The organism is Nonomuraea sp. H19 (assembly GCF_052068215.1).
GTDB lineage: Bacteria > Actinomycetota > Actinomycetes > Streptosporangiales > Streptosporangiaceae > Nonomuraea.
Window position 1 is genome coordinate 1 of record NZ_JBQHCV010000037.1, and the last position, 20,535, is coordinate 20,535.

Sequence of the window (20,535 nt, forward strand, 5' to 3'; positions counted from 1 at the left end):
GAAATGCAGTCGCTGTGCCTGAACGTCGAGGTGCTCTCCAGCGACGGCATGTCCATCGAGATGCGCGACACCGACGACGACGTCTTCCGCGCCGCGGAGGAGCTCGGTATCGACCTGTCCCGGCGTGAGCCGAGCAGCGTCGAAGAAGTCTGACGGGCCGGCGTCTTCCGTCAGGAGCGCATGGCGTCACGGACCTTGGCGGTGTCCACGAACTGCTCAAAACGTACGATCTTGCCCCCGCGCACGGTGAAGTGGTGGGCGACACGGACGTCGAGCGGCTTGCCGGTGGCCTTGTTCGTCGCCGAGTAGCGGGCGAGGACGACGACGTTCTCGCCCTCGACGACATAGGTGTCGTCGTGGGCGGTCCAGCCGTCCCACTCCGCAGCCAGCTTCTCCATCACGTTCGAGGTCACGCCCTCCGGGGTCCGGTAGGTGCCCGCGAGGGGGAAGCCCGCCATCTCCGTCCACTCCACGTCCGGGGCGAGAGTGGCACGCAACGCCTCAAGGTCACCCGCTGCGGAGGCCAGATACTGGCGTCGCACCACGTCGGCGGGGGCAGCGGAGGTGTCGAACGCGGCGGTACGGTCGGTCATGCCGGTCAGCCCCATGTCATCTCACCCTTGGCGACCTTGGCGCCGATCTGGGCCGCGATCAGCATGCCATGGCCGGGATGGCGGGCCACGAGCGCCTCGGTCAGCGCAGCGCCGTCCGACGCCTTGGCCAGCTCCTCCTCGAAGGCGATCAGATACTCACGAGTGCCGGCGATGGCACTGGCGTCGGCGGGTGCGTCCGGCAGCCGGTGGCCGGGCACGACAAGCTGCGGGCTGAGCGCGGCCATCTCGTCCAGCAGGGCAATCCAGGCGGCACGCTGCTCAGCCTTCGCAGTGTCCGCGACCCACACGTGCTCGCCGGCGAAGAGCAGCACGCCGCCCAGGACAGCGCGGTGCTCGGCCTGCCACAGGTAGTGGCGATCCGGCAGCTCGGCCACGCCACCCTTGAGCTCGAAACGGTGGCCTTCGAAGGTGATGTCACCGCTCAGCGGGGTGAGGTCGACCAGCCGGGTGGGCAGGTTCGCGCCGGCGGCCGCCCATGCCTTGAGCTTGCCTTCGTAGGAGTGCTGGATGTGGTCGATGACGTGCTCGGTGGCGACGAACGTCGCGTCCGGGAAGGCGTCAGCGACGACCTCGGCCCCGAAGTAGAAGTCAGGGTCGCCGTGGCTGATGAACACGGTGGTCAGAGTTTTGCCGGAGTCCAGGATCGCGGCGGCCAGCCGGTGGCCGTCGGCCCGGGTGAAGCCGGCGTCGACGAGCAGGGCCTCGTTCTCACCGGTGACCAGGGTGGCAGTCTTGTTCCTGCTGCCGACAGGGAAGTCCAGGTCGAAAATCGTGAAGTCGAGCGTGCTCATGGGGGCTCCTTGAAAGGTCGGAAGAGCGGGGCTGCGGTGGACGTGAGGGGTCAGGAGGCGTTGCCGGCACGCAGCGCGGACAGGCGCTGGTCCACCTCGTCGGCGGTGGCGTTTCCGCTCGCCAGCGTGACGGCGCGGTCATCGGCGACGGCCAGCAAGGTGGGGAACGCGGCCACGCCGAGCTCGGCCGCGCGGCGGAAGTCGGCCTCGGCGCTCGCCCGCGCCGCCGGTGCCTCGAAGGCGGCGACGAGGGCGTCGGCGTTCAGCCCGGCGTCCTCGGCGAGCCTTCGATAGGTCTCCGGCTCGGACAGGCTGTGCCCGTCCACATAGAAGGCCCTCTGGAGGGCTGCGGCGAGTTCCACCGCGTGCTCGGGAGCGGCCTGGCGCAGGGCGGCCACGCCGCGGGCGGCGGCCTCGGAGTCCATCACGAACGAGCCGTCGGCGATCAGCCTCTGGTATCCCTCGCCGAACTCCGCACCGGTCAGCTCACTGATCCTGGCGTTCGTGCCTTGGACGTAGCCGAACTCCCGGATCGGCACCCGTCGTGCTCCGGTGAACAGACCACCCGAGACGGCCTCCACCGGCAGGTCCGGATGCCTCGCGGCGACATCCCGCATGGTGCGGGAGAACCCGTGCGACCAGCCGCAGTACGCGTCGAAGACATAGACGAGCTTCATGAATGACCTCTGGCTGTCCGGCGCCCGCCGAAGCGCGGGCTATCAATCTGACAGAACAGTATCTGACTAATCAGATATTTCCGTCTTCATGTGACTTGCGCCACACCGCAGGTGGTGGGAACGTCTCCGCTGCTCCCTTCCGCAACCGGATCGCGAGTCGCGAGCCGCGGCCCGCGACTCAGCGCAGCCTTGGCAGCATGTCCCGTGCCGCATGGCTGAGAATCCGCAGATCCTCGGCAAAGCGCTTGCGATGGGCGGCGGGAAGCGGCTCGAGGAAGTACCGCTTGATGTTCTCCACATGCACGCGTGCGGCACGCACCGCCGTCTCCTCCCCAACCGGTGTCAGCCGCACCACCCGCCCGCGCCGGTCATGGGGATCATCGGCGCGCTCCACCAGCCCGGCCGCCTCCATCCGGTCCACCAGCCGCGTCACCCCGCCCGTAGTGAGCACCTGCTCCTGGCTGATGGCCCTCATCGACAGCCCCGGCCCGCCCGCCCGGCCCAGGATCAACAGCACCTCGAACATCAGATGGCTGATCCCGCACTCCTCCTCGATCGCCCGGCCCAGGATGTACTCCAGCCGGTTGGCCGCCCCCTGCAGCCGCCCGAAGGCCAAGATCAGCTCGTTGTCCGCCGCTTCCCCGGCCGTCGAGACCTCCGTTTCGTCAGCCACAGCACCCGCCACCCCTTCCGCTTCCTGCAGGAAATCCACCTCGTCGATCATGCCCTGCCCGAAGACCGGGAGTGTTCGCCAAACCGTACAGTCCCGGCCGGCCTCCCTGGCTGTCCGTCATCCGGCAGACATGGGGCCGGAGGGACCGCACCTGCTGCCGGTCGCGCTCCGCCGCCGGCGCTCTCGCGTTGTCCGGGCACCGCTCGACCCAGGATGTGCCCGCGTCGTGCCTCGAGCTCCACGACGAATCAGGCCTCCGCGCGGGCCTCGCTCGGGGTCAGGCCGTGGCGCGGAAGAGGCGGGCGAAGTGGGCCTGGCTGGAGGAGTCGAGCCGGGGGTCCGGCCTCACGGCGTGGGTGCCGGGCCGAGCAGAGGCTCGATGGAATCCCACGAGGGAGGCTCCGGCCACCCGCCCCCGCCCGCGGCGTCCGGTCCCGCCGAAGCCGAGCCCGTGGCCTCCAGGCCGATGACCGCACAGGCCAGCAGGTGCTCGCCGGGCGGCAGGTCGCCCTTCAGTGTGGGGATCGTGGTGCGCGGGGCGAACACGTTGGTGCCGGGAAGGGCGGTGACGAGGGCTCCCTCCCGCCGGCCGGACAGGTCCTCGATCACGCACAGGCCGTGCGGCGAATCGAGCCTGGCCCGGCCGGGACCGGTGTCGACCCGGGTAGGGGGCCGGTCCCGGTCGACCGCGAAGGCGCCCTCGGCCGTCCGCAGCGCCCGCCCGGTTCTGATCCGGTGCACCCGCACGTGCCACGGGGGCAGCGCCACCAGCCAGGTCTCGATCTCCACGTCGTCCCAGGGCGTCCAGTGCGCATGCAGGACACCGTCGGAGGCGGAAGCGTCGTGCGGCAGCTCGCACGGCCGCCAGTGCTCGCCGTCCTCGCTGAGCGCCAGCGTGCTGTCGAAGGCGCCCTGCTCCAGGCCCAGCGTCCCGGCGGGCACGCTGAAGCCGAAACGCGTGGAGTAGGCGAACTTGGCGTACTTGGCCGCGCCGTGCCGCGCCCACGGGTTGCGCTGCCCCGCGCTCAGCATCACCACGTGCCGTCCCTCCTCGCAGCGCATCAGCGCCACGCCTGCCTCCGGCTGGGTGCTGACCTCGGGCAGCGGGGGCGCGTCGGCCTCCTTGGCGGTCCAGAACGGGTGCTCCGCGGGCAGGGCGAGCGGCAGGAACGCCTTCATGGCCCAGTACGGCGAGCCGGGCGCGTTGTACTGCTCGGCCATGTGCGGCTGGGGATAGCCGTAGCCGATGGTGAGCAGCCCGGCGGTGTCGCGGATGGGCCGGCGGGCCCACCAGCGCAGGTTCCGCAGCAGGTGGCCCTTGGTCACCTCCCAGGGCAGCGCCTCGACCCCGGCGAAGGCCAGCGCTCCCCAGAACGCCGACTGCGCGAAGCGGTAGGTCAGGCTCCTGCCGAACGGGACGGCGACCCCCTCGCTGGTGAACCAGTGCTGGAAGTCCTGGGCGAACGCCGCGGCCCGCTCGCGGAAGCGCTCGGCCCTGGCCGGGTCGTCGCCGAGCGCCGCGTAGATGAGGCCGTAGTAGTGCATGGCGAACGGGATGTAGTAGTCGCGCTGCCACGTGGGCCCGTCGGAGTACCACCCGCGGCCGAGGTTGAACTGCTCCAGCCGGTCCAGCCTGGCCGTGTTGGCGTCGTCGTCGTGGGAGACTCCGACGCGGCGGAGCCCGAGCCCGACCATGACCGGGAAGAACAGCCAGTTGTTGTTGTTCGGCTCCACGGTGACGGCGTGCCGCAGCCAGGCGGCCACCGTGTCGCGCTGCCGGCCGGTCAGCGGGTCCCAGACCTGCTCGGGGGCCAGGGCGAGCGCCAGGCCGATGGCGGCGGTCTCGACCAGCCGCTGGTTCCGGTCGAAGACCGCGCCCCAGTAGTCGGGGCGCTCGGGGTCGGTGCCGGCGGCGAGCCCGGCGCGCCAGAGATCCCAGTGATCGAACGCCCCGCCGCCGGCCGCCAGCGGCGCCAGCCCCCACAGCGGACGAGCAAACGCTTCCAGCTCGGAGGCCGCCTGGTCGTAGTGCGCCGTGTTGAACCCCAGCCGCAGCCGCCCCCCGCCCGTGCTGAACCGGGAGATCAGCGGCGCGACCAGGTCACGGACCTGAAACCCCAGGTCGTCTCGGTCGCTGCCAGGCCGTCCTGCGCGGTCGTCGGTGTCCACAGGCCCTCTCATCCGCTAGGAAAGCGCTTTCAGAGAAAGGGTTCCCATAGCTGCCCTCGCTTGTCAACAGCCCGGCGGTCCGGCGGCAAAGGTGCGACCGTACGGTCACCCGGCAAGTTCCCTGGTCACCCGGGGTGGTGCGGTGCTGTCGCGGACGTGCAGTTCCATCGACAGGTACACCGGCTCCCCGTCGTGCCCCTCGGTCATGAGGGTCTCCAGCATCTCGGCCGCCTGCTTGCCGAGCTGTCCCCGGGGCACCGACACCGTGGTCAGGCTCGTGTGCGCCACGTGGTCCAGCTCGATGTCATCGAACCCGACCACCGACAGCTCCTCGGGAACCCGCACCCCGAGCTCGCGCATCCGGGTCACCGCCCCCAGCGCCACCAGGTCGTTGTAGGTGGTGAGCGCGGTGGCACCGGTGCCGGCCACCTGGGCGGCGGCCTCGTACCCGCAGCGGCTGGTGGACCCGCACGGCAGGATCGTGACGGAGATGCCGAACGCCTTGGCCGCCTCCAGCGCCCTGATCCGCTCGGAATTGGCCCAGGACACCTCGGGCCCGCTCAGGTAGGCGACCCGGCGGTGGCCCAGCTGCGCCAGGTGGCCGCAGATCAGCATCATCCCGCCGAAGAAGTCGGCGGAGACGGCGGGCGCGGCGATGCCGGGGACTATCCGGTCGAGCAGGACGAGCGGGTGGGCCCGGGCGGACAGGAGGACCAGGTCGGAGCGCTCCATGCGGGGAGAGCAGAGCAGCACCCCGTCGCAGCTGCGCATCAGGTCCTCGACCAGGTCGTGCTCCATCGCCGGGTCCTCGTCCGACTCCATGACCATGACGCGGCGCCCGTGGGAGCGGGCGACGGCCGAGACGGCCTTGAGCACGTCGGGGAAGTAGGGGTTGGCCAGGTCGGGAACCAGCACGCCGATGGTGCCCCACTTCCCGCGGGCGAGCCCCTGCGCAGCGGCGTTGGGGCGGTAGCCCAGCTGCCTGACCGCGTCGTGGACGCGCTCCGCCAGCGAGGGGTCGACCTTGGCCGTGCCGTTGAGCACGCGAGAGACCGTCGCGGCCGACACCCCCGCCGCGGCCCCGACGTCGCTGATCGTCACCCGCGCCGGGCGGCCCTGCCGCAGATTACGCACCTGCTCCTCCTACCCCCGTGGAGCGCCCGTCAGCCGAGCAGCCCGCGCAGATGGTCCAGATCCCTTCGTACGGCCGCCGCCGGGTCGGCCGCCGGGTAGTGGACATGCAGCGACAGCGGTCCGGTGTAGCCGCGTCCGCGCAGCCCAGAGACGATCTCCGGCCAGCGGACCACGCCCCCGTCCGCAAGCGGTTGCCACTCGCACACCCAGCCGTCCGCGGCGGATCGCCAGACGGCGTTCTTCACTCCCATGCAGGCCATCCGATCGCCCAGCAGATCGACGTTGAGCGCCCATGCCTCGCTGCCCTCCTTGGCCTGGTTGCCGGGGTCGGCGTAGAAGCGCACGTCGCTCAGGTCGCCTGCGAGCGCGAGGGCGAGCGAGGCGGATGGATGGATCGTACCGTGATGCAGCTGGAGCGCCAGCTGCACGCCGTGCCGGGCGGCGAGGCCGGCCAGGCGGGCCAGCGCGGCCCTGGACTCCTCCAACCGGCGGTGGTATCCGGCGGCGGGGTCGTAGCGGTAGAAGCCGGCCCGCACGAGGGGGACGCCGCTCTCGCCGCAGGCTGCGATGATCCGTTCGGCGTCCGTGCCGGCGTCGAGCAGGTCGGTGGTGACGACGTCGAGGGTGAGCCCGCGGCGCTCGAGCTCCGCGGCGACGACGGCGATGCCGCCGGGGTCGGCGGGGCTGACCGTCTGCCCCTCGCGCACGACGAGGTCCGCCCCGTCGGCGCCCACCGAGGCCAGGGCCTCGGCCAGCCGGGGGGCATCGATGGGGCCGAAGGGCTTGGTGAAGGCGAGCAGGCGCACACGTACTCCCGAAGTTGGAAAGCGCTTGTGGAGCGTCGTCCAAAGCGTCGACAGACAGTCTTCACGACCGAGCTTCGACCTGAAAGCGCTTTCTCACAACCCTTGAATCGGGCTATGAGCCGGGTTACTCTCGACCCACCCTCGGGCAAGCGCTTACCCAGCTACTCGGCCACTCCTCGAGAGGGCTTCCCATGAATCCTCATCGGCCAGGCATCGCCGCGATGATCACCGCAGCCATGGCATCACTGCTCCTGGCGGCGTGCGGCACATCCAGCAATAGCAGCAGCAGTGGCGGTGGCTCTCAGACCACCCTGAAAATCTGGGATTTCTCCGCCGAACAAGTGAAATTCCACAAGGACATCGGCGCGCAGTTCACCAAGGAACATCCCAACATCAAGATCGAGTGGCGCTCGATCACCCAGGCCGACTACATGAAGACCCTGCCCCTGGCCTTCCAGAGCAACCAGGCGCCGGACATGTTCTACTGGAACGCCACCGGGCTGTCCGAACTGCTGGACCAGAAGTGGATCCGCCCGCTCAGCCCGGACGGGACCGTCCCCGCCGAGTTCACCAAGCGCTGGCCGGACGGGTCCTTCCTGGAAGGCATCAACACGCAGGACGGGAAGACGTACGGTTTCCCGTTCACGGAGAACCTCTACTGGGGCTCCGGCTACATGTTCCTCAACAAGCAGGTCTTCCAGCAGGCCGGGCTGGACGTCAACAACCCGCCCAAGACCTGGACCGACCTCAAGAACGCCTGCGCGCAGATCAAGGCCAAGACCAAGGCGGAGTGCATCGCCGCGCCCACCAAGGGCGAGGACATGCAGCGGATCTGGTACGGGCTGGTCAGCAGCGTCTCGACCTCGTCGACCGACTTCTTCGACTACAAGACGGGCAAGTTCAACCTGACCGAGCCCGGGCAGCTGAAGACCTTCGCCTTCATCCAGGAGCTCAAGAAGGCCGGATACCTGGCGCCGGGCACCAACGACAAGAACTTCTCCCGCCAGCAGTTCGCCGCCGGGCAGGCCGGCATCTACTTCGACGGCACCTGGATGCTGAGCGTGTGGGACAGCCAGGGCTTCAGCAGCGACAACTACGTGGTGGCGCCGCGCGTCGACCCGGACGAGGGGCAGACCGGCGCGGGCGGCCGCACGTACGACGGCAACAAGTACTGGGTCAGCTCGCAGACCAAGCATCCCGACGCCGCCTGGACGTTCATCCAATGGATGACCGACCCGAACGGCTACTTCGTCCAGCAGTACTACAAGAACGCCTTCGGCACGCTGTCCTACGTCGACAACCAGAAGATGGTCACCCACCCGGTGCTCAAGCAGATCATGCAGATCGGCGCGAAGCCCGGCTACCGGGTCCAGCTTCCCGAGCCGCTGCTCAAGTGCCCCGACATCGCCAAATCCAAGGCGTACGTCAACGCGCTGACGAAGACCCCCGACGCGGAGTGGGAGGCCATGAACGAGGCGCTGGTCAGCGGCCAGCCTCTGGCGTCCGTGGGCGCCGCCATCGTCAAGCAGCGGCAGACCGCCCTAGAGGAAGGGCTCAAACAGGAGGCGGCCGGCGGCCTGAAGGTGTCGATGGACTGCTACACCTTCCCCGACTGGGACAGCACCAAGGACTTCACCTCGGACATGTACGGCAGCTGACCGGACGGCGCCGCCGGTCCGCGCGCCGGCGGCGCCCCCTTCTCCCTCGTGAGGACATCCATGACAACCATTGCCCCTGCCCCCGGCAGGGAGAGGGTGACGGACAGGGACCGGTCGCCCGCCGAGCGTGTGCCCGAACGCGTCGATCACTCCCGCGAGCGCGTCCGCGGCTTCGACAGGGTCTGGCTGCTCGTCTTCCTGGCCCCCTTCCTCCTGCTCTACCTCGGCTTCACCATCTGGCCGCTGATCGCGACGATCTACTACTCCTTCTTCGACTGGTCGGGCATCGGCCCGATCGAGAACTTCGCCGGGGCCGGCAACTACGGCACGATCCTGGCCGACCCGCTGTTCTGGGTCTCGGTCGTCAACACGCTGATCTTCGCCCTGCTGACGACCGTCATCAAGCTCCCGATCTCGCTGGTCGCGGCGATCCTGCTCACCCGCAGGTGGCTGCGCGGCAAGCGGTTCTTCCGGACCGTGTTCTTCGCGCCGCTCATCATCCCCGTCGCCATGGCAGGCCTGGTCTTCACCTACCTGCTCAACCCGTCCAACGGCGCGCTGAATGCGATCCTGCGTGACCTCGGCCTGGTCGACCAGGGGTTCGACGTGTTCGCCAACCGGTGGAGCGCGTTGCTCGTGCTCGTGCTCGTCTCCATCTGGCAGATCTTCGGCCAGTACATGATCTATTGGATGGCGGCGCTGCAGAACGTGCCGGAGGAGCTCTACGAGGCGGCCGCCATCGACGGCGCGAGCGAGTGGAAGAAGCTCACCCGCATCACGCTGCCGATCATCAGGCCGGTGGCCGTGATCATCACCCTGCTGGGCATCGTGAACGCCATGCACGTCTTCGGGCTGGTCGTCACGCTCACCGCGGGCGGGCCCGGCACCAGCACCTACGTGGTGTCCTACTTTATTTACCAGAACGCCTTCGGCAGGGTTCCGTTCGCCTACGGCTACGCCTCGGCCGCGGCGCTGCTGTTCTCCGTCATCGCCTTCGTCCTGGTCTCCGCCCAGGGCCTCGCGGTCCGCCGGGCCCAGCGGCTCAGGAAGGAGTACGGCGTCTGATGACGGCGACGACCACTCAGGCGACCAAGCGCAGCCAGACCGTGCGGGCCAACCTCATCGCCCTGCCGGTCCTGCTGGTCATCGGGCTCGTGTGGGTCTATCCCTTCCTGTGGACGATCTCGGCCGCGTTCAAGACCCAGGCCGGGATGTTCACCAGTGGCGCGAGCCTCGTGCCCGACCAGCTGAACTTCGACAACTTCGTACGGGCCTGGGTCAACGCCGGGTTCTCCGGATACTTCCTCAACACCGTGCTCTACTCGGTCGTCTCGACCCTCATCGAGCTGGTCAAGGCGGCCCTGTGCGGCTACGTGCTGGCCAGGTACGAGTTCCCCGGCCGTACCCTGCTCTACCGGATGATCGTGGGAACCCTGTTCATCCCCGTCGCCTCGATCATCGTTCCGCAGTTCGTGCTGATCGAGAACCTCGGCCTGCTGAACACGCGGGCCGGGGTCATCCTGGCCATGTCCGGCGGCGCCGGCGCCCTGTACGTCCTGCTGTTCGTCGGGTTCTTCTCCAGCGTCCCGGCCGACCTGTTCGAGGCGGCCAAGCTCGACGGGGCCGGCTTCCTCAAGACGTTCCGTCTCATCCTCCCGCTGGCCAAACCGGTGATCGCGGTGGTGGTCATCTTCCAGTTCATCAGCAGCTGGAACGAGTTCAACATCCCGCTGGTGTTCACGCTCGGCCAGCCCGACCTGCAGAACCTCGCCGTCGGGATGATGTCCTTCCAGGGCGAGTACGCCACCGACTGGACCGGGTTCGCCGCGGGAATGACGATCTCGTTCCTGCCGATGCTGATGATCTTCCTTTTCTTCCAGAACTACTTCACGCGCGGCCTGGCCGGCGCCACGAAGGGGTGACATTCCGCTTGAAGATCGCCGATGCCGGTGATCCCTCGATGGTGAGGCACGGCGCATTCGCCTACACCTGGGACATCGTGGGCGACCCCGCGGCGGCCGAGCGCATCGCCGGCCTCGGCGTGAGCACGGTGACCCTGCAGGCCGCCTACCACTCGGTCAGGGCCACCACCCCGTGGCATCCGCGCCACCGGATCGTGCAGGCCGACCACGCGGCGGCCTACTTCCGGCTGCGCCCCGAGCGCTGGCGCGGCAGGCTCCGGCCGTACCCGCCGAGCTGGGGGGTGCCCGACGAGGACAGGTTCGGCGCGGCGCTGGCCGCGCTGACGAGGGCCGGGCTACGGACCGAGGCCTGGCTGGTGCTCACGCACTCCTCGGTGCTGGGCCGCGAAGCGCCCGACCTGACGGTCAGGAACGCCTACGGCGAGTCCTACCCCTACGCGCTCTGCCCCGCCCAGCCAGCCGTCCACGACTACGCGCTCACCCTCGTGCGCGAGGTCTGCGAGCAGTACGACGTGCCCGCGCTGATGCTGGAGGCGTGCGGCTGGCTGGGCGCGGAGCACGCCGGCCACCACGAGAAGACCTCCGGCGCCCACCTGTCCGCCTGCGGCAAGGCGCTGCTGTCCCTCTGCCTCTGCCCGGCCTGCCGGGCCGGGCTGGCCGGGCGCGGCCTGGACGTCGAGGAACTGGCGCGCGACGTGCGCGCCGCCGTGGACGGAGAGCTCCAGCAGGGCGTCCCGGCCGGTACGAGCCTGGGCGACGCGCTCGGCCGCGAGCGCGCCCAGGCCCTGTACGATCACCGCGGCCATGTCATCGCCGGCCTGGTCCGCGCCGTGGCGGCGCTGGCCGGCGGCCGCGAGCTGCTGCTCATGGCCACCGACGACCCGCAGGTCACCGGCCCCGACGTGGGGATCGACCTGGCCTCCTTCGACGCGCCGGTCGACGCGTACGTGCTCAAGTGCTGGGGCCAGGAGGAGGCGGCCCTGACCCAGGTGAAGGCCGCGGCGAGCCGTACCGAAATCCCCCTCGTCGCCAACCTCACCGTGCTGGAGGACGGCCACGCCCGGATCCCGGCCCTGGCCGCCGACCTCGTCGCCGGGGGCGCGCGGCAGCTGCGTTACTACCACGCCGGGCTCGGCTCGCCCGCCCGCCTGGCCAGCGTGCGGGCGGCGGCCCGCTTGAAGGAGAGGCAATGCTGAACGGCCTGCCAAATGGTCTGTACGTGATGGATCCGAACCGCTTCGACGACGTCTACGGCCCGCAGGCCCGGGCCGCGATCGAGCGGCACCTCGCCATCGCCTCGCCCCCGCTCACCGCCGACCGGCTCACCCCCGACCTGCTCGCCGGCCTCGAGGTGCTGGTGACCGGGTGGGGGGCGCCCAGGCTGGACGCCGAGCTGCTCGCCGCCGCGCCCAAGCTCGCGCTGGTGCTGTACGGCGCGGGCTCCATCCGCCCGCTGGCCACCCCGGAGATGTGGGCCAAGGGAGTGCGGGTCACCTCGGCGGCCACCGCCAACGCCACCCCGGTCGCCGAGTTCGCGCTCTCGCAGATCCTGTACGCGCTCAAGCACGGCTGGCGCTACGTGCTGGCCGCGCGCGCCGCCGCCGCCCCCGCCGCGCGCGGGCCCGAGATCGGGGCCTACGGCGCGGTGGTCGGGCTGGTCTCGCTCGGCGCCACGGGCCAGGCCACGGCGCGGCTGCTCGCCCACCACGACCTCGTCGTGCAGGCCCACGACCCGTACGCCGACCCGGCGCAGGCCGAGCGGCTCGGGGTGCGCCTCGTCGGCCTGGCGGAGCTGTTCGCCACCTCCGACGTGGTCAGCCTGCACGCGCCGCTCACCCCTGAGACGCGCGGCATGGTCGGCGCCGGGCTGCTGGAGTCGATGAAGCCCGACGCCACCCTGATCAACACGGCGCGCGGCGGCCTCGTCGACGAGATCGCGCTCGTGGACGTGCTGGGCCGGCGGACCGATCTGTTCGCCGTCCTCGACGTCACCGACCCGGAACCGCCGGTCGCGGGGTCGCCGCTGTTCACGATGCCCAACATCGTCGTCACCCCGCACGTGGCGGGCAGCCTGGGCCACGAGCGCCGCCGCCACGGGCAGGCGATGGCCGAAGAGCTCGCCCGCTACGTCGCGGGGGAGCCGCTGCTGTACGAGATCACCGAGTCCGGCCTGGCGACGAGGGCATGAGCACCACCCTGGTGCTGCTGCCGCCGCACGATCCGGCCACCGCGGGCTGGCAGGCCCGGCTGGAGCAGGCGGTGCCCGAGCTCGTTGTGCTCCGGCCGCGGACCAGCGAGGAGGCGGCGCACGCGCTGGCGGAGGCCGACGCCGCCTACGGCACGCTGCCCGCGGACCTGCTGGCGCACGCCGGGCGGCTGCGCTGGCTGCAGGCTCCGCAGGCCGGGCCGCCTCCGGGGTTCTACCATCCGGCCTTGGTCGCGCACCCCGTGCAGGTCACCAACATGCGGGACACCTACACCGACCACGTGGCCGCGCACACGCTGGCGCTCGTGCTCGCGCTGGCCAGGGGCCTGCCCAGGTACGCCCGCGAACAGGCCCGCGCGCGCTGGGCGCCCGACTGGGAGCCGGGCGCGGTGCTCCCCCTGGTCGAGGCCACCGCCCTGGTGGTGGGGGTCGGCGCGGTCGGAGCCGAGGTCGGCAGGCTGCTGGCGGCGTTCGGCACCAGGGTCGTGGGCGTGGACGCCCGGCGCGGCGGCCCCGTGACGGGCTTCGCCGAGGTGCTGCCGGCCGACGCCCTCGACCGGCTGCTTCCCGGGGCAGACCTGGTCATCCTGACGGTTCCGCACACCCCCGCCACCGAGGGCCTGCTGGACGCGCGGAGGCTGGCGCTGGCCAAACCCGGGGCGTACGTCGTCAACGTCGGCCGCGGGCCCACCGTCCGGCTCGACGACCTGGCCGCCGCCCTGTCCGCAGGGCGCCTGGCCGGCGCGGCCCTGGACGTCTTCGAGACCGAACCGCTCCCCGCCGATCACCCGCTCTGGCGGCGTCCTGACGTGCTCATCACCCCGCACGTGGGGGGCGTGGGGCCGCATGCCGGGGAGCGGCGCTTCGCCGTACTGCTGGAGAACGCCCGGCGCTTCGTGGGCGGGCGGGAACTGATCAATTTAGTCAACAAGTCCGAATGGTACTGAAACCCGTGAACCGGATAGCACGCGTCGAGACCTTCACCGTGGCCCTGCCCTCGCTGCGCGACTTCGCCGTCGCGGGCGGATCCGTCGTCCAGGGCGGCCGCCCGGCCGTCAGAGTCCTGGTGAAGGTCACGGCCGACGACGGGGCCACCGGGTGGGGCGAGGCCACGCCGATCCCCTCCTGGACGTACGAGACCACCGAGTCCATCGTCTCCACCATCGAGGGATACCTGACCCCGGCGGCAGTCGGCCGCCCGCTGTGGGACCTGGACGGGCTCTGCCGCGCCTTCGACCGCACCATCAGCAAGGGCTTCTCGATCGGCATGCCGCTGGCGCGCGCGGCGGTCGACGTGGCCTGCCACGACGCCTTCGCCCGCAGCCTGGGCCTGTCCCTCGGCGAACTGTGGGGCCGGCGCCGGCGCGACACCATCGAGCTGGCCTGGATCGTGGCCACCGGGTCGGCGGCCGAGGCCGCCGACTCCGTGGCCGAGGGCCGCGCGCACGGCTACCGCCACCTCAAGGTCAAGCTCGGCCTGCACGCCGAGGACGAGGACGTGGCCATCGTGGCCGCCGTGCGCGCCGCCGCCCCCGACGCCGTGCTCTGGGTGGACGCCAACCAGGGCTACACGGCCGCCGCCGCGCTCCGGGTGGCCAGGCGCCTGGCCGACCTGGACGTCGCCGTCTTCGAGCAGCCGCTGCCGTCCAACGACATCGCCGGCCTGCGCCGCCTGCGTGATGCCAGTCCCGTCCCGGTGGCCGTGGACGAGAGCCTGCGCCACCCGAGCGACCTGGCGACGTTCGTCCGGCTCGACGCCATCGACGTCGCCGTCGCCAAGGTGCAGCGCTGCGGCGGGCTGACCCTGGCTCTGCGCCAGTGCCAGCTCGCCGAGGACTGCGGCCTGGCGATCATGGGCTCCGGCCTCACCGAGTCCGACATCGGGCTGGCCGCCTCGCTCCACCTGTTCGCCGCGTTCGGCGTGGACACGCCGGTCGACCTCAACGGCCGGCAGTTCATCACCAGCCCCTACGCCACGGATCCGGTCATCACCGTCGCCGACGGCGTCGCTCACGTGCCCACCGGCCCCGGCCTGGGGATCGGCGTGGACGAGCAGGCGGTCCGCGCGCTCGCTCTTTGACGGTATCCGTCGGATCCTGCGCATCATGGAAGGAGGAGCACGTCAATGCGGCAGAAGTTGAGTATGCCCATACTCAGGTGGCGCCGCGGGTGATCCCCTGACGCTGTTGACCATGACAAAACTCATGGCGCTGTTCCTGATGTTCTGGGGTCCGTTTTACCACCCGACGTACCTCGCCTCGATGTCCGGGACGTACGAGAACGGCGTGGTCAGCGGGGAGATGTGGGCCTATGCCGGCCAGTGCGCCAGGGCCTTCATCCAGACCAGCTACCAGCCCGCGGGCGAGTATTACATCACGCGGTGGTCATACTCGGAGCCTGCCTGCTCACCGGCGGCGGTGGAGACTACGACACCGTTCCAGGTGCACCTTGACGGGCCGGTCGAGGAGATCACCCACATCGGCGCCTCCGTCTGCCGGTGGACGGCATGGGAGTCCATGACCTGCGGCCCTACCCAGATCATCTTCATCCGCTGAACTCGTGTGGGTGCGCCTGTCCCTGCCTCCGTGCCCGCCGACCGGCTCCGGCCATCGGTCCCATGTTCGCTTTCTCCGTAAGAAGTCCGTAATCACCATGGACGTCCCTTGGCGGGCAGGCGTGATCTACGCTCCACGCGCAGGCTAGATCACCAATACGTGAGTGGAAAGGAGAGGCGGATGGCAGGACGGAAACGCGTGGCTGTCGGCTTGGCTGTGACGGCTCTCATCATGTTGACGCCTGGCCGGGCCGTTGCCGGAACGCCGGGCTGGGAGACGATGCCCACCCCGAATCCCGGCACCGGGCACAACGTCTTCTTCGATGTGTCCGGCACCTCCGGCAGCGACGTCTGGGCGGTCGGGCAGCACGAGGTCAAGCCGCACGTGCCCCGCTATGCGCTCGCCGCGCACTGGGACGGCACCACGTGGCGCAACATGGAGGTCCCGAGACCGGCGAACAAGAACGATGTGGACCTGGCCGCGGTCGCCGCGATCGCGCCGGACGACGCCTGGGCGGTCGGCTCGGCCGGCTCGACGAGCGGCCTGCAAACCGTCACCCTGATCACCCATTGGGACGGCGCCTCCTGGCGGATCGTCCCGAGCCCGAATGCAGGCGACGCGAACACCCCGAACCATCTGACCGCGGTCGCCGCCGCCGGGCGGGATGACGTGTGGGCGGTCGGCTACGCCCACGAGAACGCCGTGAGCAGGCCCATCGCCCAGCACTGGGACGGCCGCTCGTGGACGCTCGTGCCGCTGCCCTCTCCTGGGACGGGGCACAGCGTGCTGTCGGGGGTGGCCGTGCGGGCCTCCGACGACGTGTGGGCGGTCGGGTACGCGCCCAGCCGCACCAGCGGCCACCAGATCGAGCCGTACGTCGTGCACTGGGACGGCCGCGCGTCGACCCGCGTGGACACACCGAACGGCGGCGCGAACGGCACGTGGCTGACCGACGTGGCGGTCGGCCCGTCCGGCGAGGTCTACGCCACCGGCGCCTGGCGCTGGCGGACCTGGGCCGGCAGCCTGACCGCCAAGGCCGCGGTCATGCGTTACGACGGTACGCGATGGGGCTACATCAACGTGCCCTCGTTCGACATCGAGGGCACCAGCGTGGGGGATGTCGCCATCGCCCCGGACGGCCAGGTGTGGCTGACCGGCTCCAGCCGTACCGGCGAGAGCTTCGCCCGGCTGTCCGGCGGAACGTGGCAGCTCATCGCGGGCGCGGACCCATCGGTCTGGGCCGGCCCGGCCCATGAGGGACTGACGATCGCGGGGAGCCGGGTCTGGATGGTCGGCTCCTACGTGCCCTCGAACGACAACCTCAACTCGCGGACCTACGCCGAACGGTCACCGGAACTTTCCTGACCTGGACCCCGGCGGCGACGGATCCCAGGGTTCCCGGTCTGGCCGCATACCGATCGATCCCGTAGTCGTCGTCTGACCGCGGGCACCGGCGATCTTCAACGGAGTCCTTCGCTGAAAGGGACCGGGCCCAGGGAAGACACTGGGCCCGGTCCCTTTCAACGACCATCCGGCAGATGAGGGTCACGCTGTTGGTTCGGTCCCCTCGGGAGCAGTGGCCAGACGAGCGAGGAAGGGGGAGCGGCCGCGGAAGCCGCGGTGGAAGCGCCCAGGTGGCCCTGTGCCGAGGAGCTCTTTCAGCCACGCCACGTGTTCGGTCTTCTCGTTGCGGATCGCGTGGGACAGGAGAAAAGTGCGTTGATCTCTGCCTTCGGTGAGATCGCACAGTCCGCCATAAGGATGGACGGCGCGTCGTACTTCTTCGACGAGTGTCGTGACCGGATCTTGTGCGTCGGCGGAGCCGTCCTCCGGCGGTGCGTGCCTGCCGTCCAGGAACTGCCGGATGTCCTCAGGGAGCCGTCCGTCCAGCTCGTATATGCGGCCGACGAGCGCTTCGAAATGGCGTCGATCCTCATCGCGGATGTCCTTGAGGATCTGGCGTAGCTCCTCACCGGCGAAACCGAGCGGATGAACGGTCAGGATCGTGTAGCGGTAGACGGCCCTCAGCTCCGCTGCGGCAGCGGAGCTGAGCCGGTCGATCAGGATGTTCACATCAAGGCCCGCTCGCTCGACGACTTCGCGTGCGCTGATCATGTCGGCTCCAGGGTCGGCTCCAGGCGGTCAGGTCGCGGAGGGTTCCAACGGGGCGCGTTCCTTCGGGTTGAGCGCGAGGAAGGCCACTCCGGCGAGGGCGCCGCCCGCCAGGTCGGCCAGGAGCCAGATCCAGATCTTGGACCAGGCGAACAGCCCCATGGAGGCGGCACCGACGGCGACCGCCGGGTTGAAGGCGCCACCGGAGATGCCGCCGACCGCGAAAGCGCCGGCGGCCACGGTGAATCCGATGGCCAGGCCGTAGAAGCTGTTTCCCGGATGGTCCCTGCTGGTGGCCGCGTTCAGGACGACGTACGCGAGCGCGAACGTGAACAGCGCCTCGGCCAGCAGCGAGACCCCCAGCTCACGCCCCGAGGGCGCCAGCGCCGCCACGCTGCCGGGATTGACCATGTAGGTAGCGGTGAGTGCGGCGAGAACGCCTCCGGCCAGCTGAGCGATCCAGTACGGGACGGCGTCCGCCAAGCTGATCCGGCCGCGGAGCAACACGGCCAAGGTCACGGCGGGGTTGTAATGGGCGCCGGAGACATGTCCTCCGGCGTACACCATGACCATCAGGATCGCGCCGATGGCCACGGGCGCAAGGGGCGTCTTCGTCAAGACCGTGGCACCGACGGTGAGAACCAGGAAGAACGTTCCGATGAACTCCGTGATGTAGCTCCGCATGGATTGTCCTCTCAGCTTGTGGACCGAGACCGATCACGCACTGCGGCAGCGCATGCAGATCGTGCCATGCGCCTCGGCCCCTGGAGATTGCGGGCTTCTTACGGGCGCTTACGGCTCCTTACGGCGCGCCGAACCGGATATGAGGGCTCTTGCGGGATGGCCGCGCATCTGCTTATGGGGCGCTCAATCACTCCCGCCCCGATGGCGGCCTTTGCCCTGCCGGCGGCAGGGTGCGGCGGGCCAGGGCAGGACGAGGGGCGGCCAAAAGCTGAGGCATTCCGTGCTGAATGCGCTGGTCAAGTCTCTTTTAAAAGAGGAGAGCATGTCTTAATTCGTCCCTATTTGGGTGCTAGCGTCCCAAGTTGAGGGAGCAGACAACGGGGGGAATCATGACTCATCCGCGTTGCCGCCGCCGTTGGCGTCGCCGTCGCTTCTGCCATCGCCGTAGGCGGTGGTGGGGCAACTGGGGCAACGACTGGGGCTTCTGGGATGGCTGGGACGACGACTGGGACTGGTAGACCAGGCAGGGCCCATGAGGTCTCTGGATGCGGGGCTACCTAGGGAAGTCGATGACCTCGCACAGGTCGGCGAGATCCACGTATGCGGCGACCTCGGGGGCCCGGGAGCAGTCGGCCACCAGGTAGCGCCGGCCGTTCACCCGCTGGGTGACGCGAAGGCGCGGCCGGTCGTTGAGGATGATCACCTCAACTCGGATGCCATCGGGGCCATGCCACATCGCCACGGACAAAACCTATACAAATCGGACAGAACGTCATAACGTGGGGCACGCCTCGGTCAGGGGGCCGAGGCCCAAACGTGAAGACACCCCGGCCTTCAAAGAAGGCCGGGGTGCCACCTGCCCCCTCGTTGATCAGGGCAGGTGACTACGTGTCGGCTTGAGCGCCGGCGCCGGATTTTGGTGAAGTAGGCGGCGCTCTCCGCGTCGATCGCCACCTCGTCCAGGGTGATGTCCATCGGGGTGCCGAACGTGGTGGTGGTCGAGAACAGCCGTATTTCTCGTCCGCCGAAGCGAGAGATCATCGGGATCGCGACCTCGGACTCGATCGGTGGCTCGCGTCCTTGGCGTCGGGTGGGGAACGGGTCGATGGCGCGATCGGTCATCACGATGTTCCATCGGCGATCGATGACCAGCGCCGGGAACGGCTCGTGTGCATGCAGCACCCTTGCGATCGCGTCCCAGGCCGCCGGCAGCGCGTCCCCGTCGAGCGGCCGCTCGACGTAGCGGGGTGCGAAGCCGGCGGCGAGCAACAGCCGGTTGCGCTCACGCAACGGCACATCGAGCTGATCGGCGAGCCGGAGCATCATGTCGGCGCTCGGGTTGGACTTGCCGGTCTCCACCAGGCTGACGTGACGAGCCGAGACGTCGGCGGCGATCGCAAGATCGAGCTGGCTGAGTCGCCGGCGATGCCGCCACTGCCGCAGCAGTTCCCCCACCGTGTACATGGCCGCCGATGATCACGTCGTGATGTACTCGCGGCGCCGGCTGCCCGGTGCCGAGCCACCGTCGGCTGGACGGCCTCGGCCTCCACGCGTGAATGACAAGCTCAGCAGCTCCGTTGGCGGCTGCCTCGTCAACGCGCGAAGGTCAGCTTGGCGATCGGGCCGCTCCAGCCGTAGGTCTCACGGTCCAGGTCACCGCAGGCCATGATCCCTTTGTGCTTGCTGATCGGCCTCTTCTCGGGCGCGCGCACCATCGGGTTGCCGCAGCATGGGCCGGGGATGGTGGCCTTGGTCTCAAGGTTCTTCTCGCTGCCCGCGTCGTAGGCCATGGTGTGGATCGAGCCCGGCCGCGGCCGCAGCCCGTCCACACCGGTGAAGCCGTCGTTGGTGTTGACGAGCATGCTGACGACGCTGACTCGGTCGCCTGGCCGTACCTTGACCTGGAACGTCACGGTCTTGCCCGGTGCGATCGGGGCACTCGCCGCGGCGAACGCCTCACGCACGCCGGGCCGCTCGGAGACCTCCTTGATCAGCCTCGGCGCATCGCCGTCCTCGGCGACCGCGGCGACGCCGCGGCTGGCGAACCGGCCGACCTGCCAGACATGGACGCTGGGCGAGTGGACGACGACAACAGGCGGTGACAGCGGCTGGGATCCCGACGGCGTCAGATTTTGGATCTTCACCATCCACGTCGTCGTGGGCTCCGCCTGCGCGGCGGAAGGCAGGGCGACCATACCTGCGCAGAGAGCCGTCAATCCTGCGAACAGTTGGACAGGGCGCATTACGTGTGTGCTCCTTCGGGTGGATGTGACCCAAAGAACGTTATGGTCAGATGCGCCTTCAAGATCTTACGCATGGCTTACCTGATGGTTACGGGCCATTACGGCCTCATCCCGCCTCGTGGGCTCTCGATCGCCCACCGTCGTCCCGGCAGCCCCGATGTGCGCGGGTCGCGGCCTTTGTCGAGTTCGCGCAGCGTTTTGCGGGATCTTGATGTCGGTGGTGGTGTCGACTCAGGCGCTCCGGCGGGGCCGTTCGTGAAGGCGGGTGAAGGCACTGCGCGAGCAAGATCA

At 69.7% G+C, this 20,535-nt stretch carries 21 protein-coding genes; 9 read left to right on the top strand and 12 right to left on the bottom strand.

Annotated elements, in window-relative coordinates; genetic code table 11:
- Positions 1-170 precede the first annotated feature (170 nt).
- From ACTMTI_RS49245 to ACTMTI_RS49275, 7 genes are all read right to left on the bottom strand, one after another.
- Positions 171-608 (bottom strand): nuclear transport factor 2 family protein, encoded by a 438-nt coding sequence (locus tag ACTMTI_RS49245; protein WP_441127808.1) that lies wholly within the window; start codon positions 606-608, stop codon positions 171-173.
- Positions 599-1,405: an MBL fold metallo-hydrolase gene (locus tag ACTMTI_RS49250; RefSeq protein WP_441127809.1), complete on the bottom strand. Its 807-nt coding sequence runs from the start codon at positions 1,403-1,405 to the stop codon at positions 599-601. Before ACTMTI_RS49250 ends, ACTMTI_RS49245 begins: the two co-directional genes overlap by 10 nt.
- A 50-nt stretch (positions 1,406-1,455) precedes the next feature.
- Positions 1,456-2,082, bottom strand: coding sequence for a DsbA family protein (locus ACTMTI_RS49255; protein WP_441127810.1), 627 nt, complete (start codon positions 2,080-2,082; stop codon positions 1,456-1,458).
- A 178-nt stretch (positions 2,083-2,260) separates the two neighbouring features.
- Complete coding sequence (locus ACTMTI_RS49260) at positions 2,261-2,806, bottom strand: MarR family winged helix-turn-helix transcriptional regulator (RefSeq protein ID WP_441127811.1); 546 nt, start codon at positions 2,804-2,806, stop codon at positions 2,261-2,263.
- Between the two features lie 294 nt (positions 2,807-3,100).
- The gene (locus ACTMTI_RS49265) at positions 3,101-4,924 is read right to left on the bottom strand and encodes a DUF2264 domain-containing protein (RefSeq protein ID WP_441127812.1); all 1,824 of its coding nucleotides are present in this window, start codon (positions 4,922-4,924) and stop codon (positions 3,101-3,103) included.
- Positions 4,925-5,029: 105 nt separating this feature from the next.
- A complete protein-coding gene (locus tag ACTMTI_RS49270; RefSeq protein ID WP_441127813.1) occupies positions 5,030-6,058 on the bottom strand; it encodes a LacI family DNA-binding transcriptional regulator in 1,029 nt (342 codons plus the stop codon).
- Between the two features lie 29 nt (positions 6,059-6,087).
- Positions 6,088-6,864, bottom strand: coding sequence for a sugar phosphate isomerase/epimerase family protein (locus tag ACTMTI_RS49275; RefSeq protein ID WP_441127814.1), 777 nt, complete (start codon positions 6,862-6,864; stop codon positions 6,088-6,090).
- Between the two features lie 341 nt (positions 6,865-7,205).
- Between ACTMTI_RS49275 and ACTMTI_RS49280 the strand changes: the two genes are divergently transcribed.
- The 9 genes from ACTMTI_RS49280 (at position 7,206) to ACTMTI_RS49320 (ending at position 16,570) form a co-directional block, all read left to right on the top strand.
- Positions 7,206-8,522, top strand: a complete 1,317-nt coding sequence (locus ACTMTI_RS49280) for an ABC transporter substrate-binding protein (RefSeq protein ID WP_441127815.1) — start codon at positions 7,206-7,208, stop codon at positions 8,520-8,522.
- A gap of 60 nt (positions 8,523-8,582) precedes the next feature.
- Positions 8,583-9,587, top strand: a complete 1,005-nt coding sequence (locus tag ACTMTI_RS49285) for a carbohydrate ABC transporter permease (RefSeq protein WP_441127816.1) — start codon at positions 8,583-8,585, stop codon at positions 9,585-9,587.
- Positions 9,587-10,444, top strand: a complete 858-nt coding sequence (locus ACTMTI_RS49290) for a carbohydrate ABC transporter permease (RefSeq protein WP_441127817.1) — start codon at positions 9,587-9,589, stop codon at positions 10,442-10,444. The genes ACTMTI_RS49285 and ACTMTI_RS49290 overlap by 1 nt, the downstream gene beginning before the upstream one ends.
- Positions 10,445-10,452: 8 nt before the next feature.
- A complete protein-coding gene (locus tag ACTMTI_RS49295) occupies positions 10,453-11,640 on the top strand; it encodes a hypothetical protein (protein WP_441127818.1) in 1,188 nt (395 codons plus the stop codon).
- On the top strand, positions 11,634-12,632 hold the full coding sequence (locus tag ACTMTI_RS49300) for a hydroxyacid dehydrogenase (protein ID WP_441127819.1): 999 nt from the start codon (positions 11,634-11,636) through the stop codon (positions 12,630-12,632). The genes ACTMTI_RS49295 and ACTMTI_RS49300 overlap by 7 nt, the downstream gene beginning before the upstream one ends.
- Complete coding sequence (locus tag ACTMTI_RS49305) at positions 12,629-13,597, top strand: D-2-hydroxyacid dehydrogenase (protein ID WP_441127820.1); 969 nt, start codon at positions 12,629-12,631, stop codon at positions 13,595-13,597. The genes ACTMTI_RS49300 and ACTMTI_RS49305 overlap by 4 nt, the downstream gene beginning before the upstream one ends.
- A 5-nt stretch (positions 13,598-13,602) precedes the next feature.
- Positions 13,603-14,730, top strand: coding sequence for a mandelate racemase/muconate lactonizing enzyme family protein (locus ACTMTI_RS49310; RefSeq protein ID WP_441127821.1), 1,128 nt, complete (start codon positions 13,603-13,605; stop codon positions 14,728-14,730).
- A gap of 112 nt (positions 14,731-14,842) precedes the next feature.
- Positions 14,843-15,205: a hypothetical protein gene (locus tag ACTMTI_RS49315; RefSeq protein WP_441127822.1), complete on the top strand. Its 363-nt coding sequence runs from the start codon at positions 14,843-14,845 to the stop codon at positions 15,203-15,205.
- Between the two features lie 279 nt (positions 15,206-15,484).
- Complete coding sequence (locus ACTMTI_RS49320) at positions 15,485-16,570, top strand: hypothetical protein (protein WP_441127823.1); 1,086 nt, start codon at positions 15,485-15,487, stop codon at positions 16,568-16,570.
- 180 nt (positions 16,571-16,750) lie between these two features.
- Here ACTMTI_RS49320 and ACTMTI_RS49325 read toward each other — a convergent pair whose 3' ends face one another.
- From ACTMTI_RS49325 to ACTMTI_RS49345, 5 genes are all read right to left on the bottom strand, one after another.
- Positions 16,751-17,320, bottom strand: coding sequence for a ferritin-like domain-containing protein (locus ACTMTI_RS49325; protein WP_441127824.1), 570 nt, complete (start codon positions 17,318-17,320; stop codon positions 16,751-16,753).
- A gap of 27 nt (positions 17,321-17,347) precedes the next feature.
- Complete coding sequence (locus tag ACTMTI_RS49330) at positions 17,348-18,001, bottom strand: MIP/aquaporin family protein (RefSeq protein WP_441127825.1); 654 nt, start codon at positions 17,999-18,001, stop codon at positions 17,348-17,350.
- A 553-nt stretch (positions 18,002-18,554) separates the two neighbouring features.
- Complete coding sequence (locus ACTMTI_RS49335; protein WP_441127881.1) at positions 18,555-18,737, bottom strand: transposase; 183 nt, start codon at positions 18,735-18,737, stop codon at positions 18,555-18,557.
- Positions 18,738-18,835: 98 nt separating this feature from the next.
- The gene (locus ACTMTI_RS49340; RefSeq protein WP_441127826.1) at positions 18,836-19,465 is read right to left on the bottom strand and encodes a helix-turn-helix domain-containing protein; all 630 of its coding nucleotides are present in this window, start codon (positions 19,463-19,465) and stop codon (positions 18,836-18,838) included.
- Between the two features lie 128 nt (positions 19,466-19,593).
- Positions 19,594-20,148 (bottom strand): spondin domain-containing protein, encoded by a 555-nt coding sequence (locus tag ACTMTI_RS49345; RefSeq protein ID WP_441127827.1) that lies wholly within the window; start codon positions 20,146-20,148, stop codon positions 19,594-19,596.
- Positions 20,149-20,535: the final 387 nt, after the last annotated feature.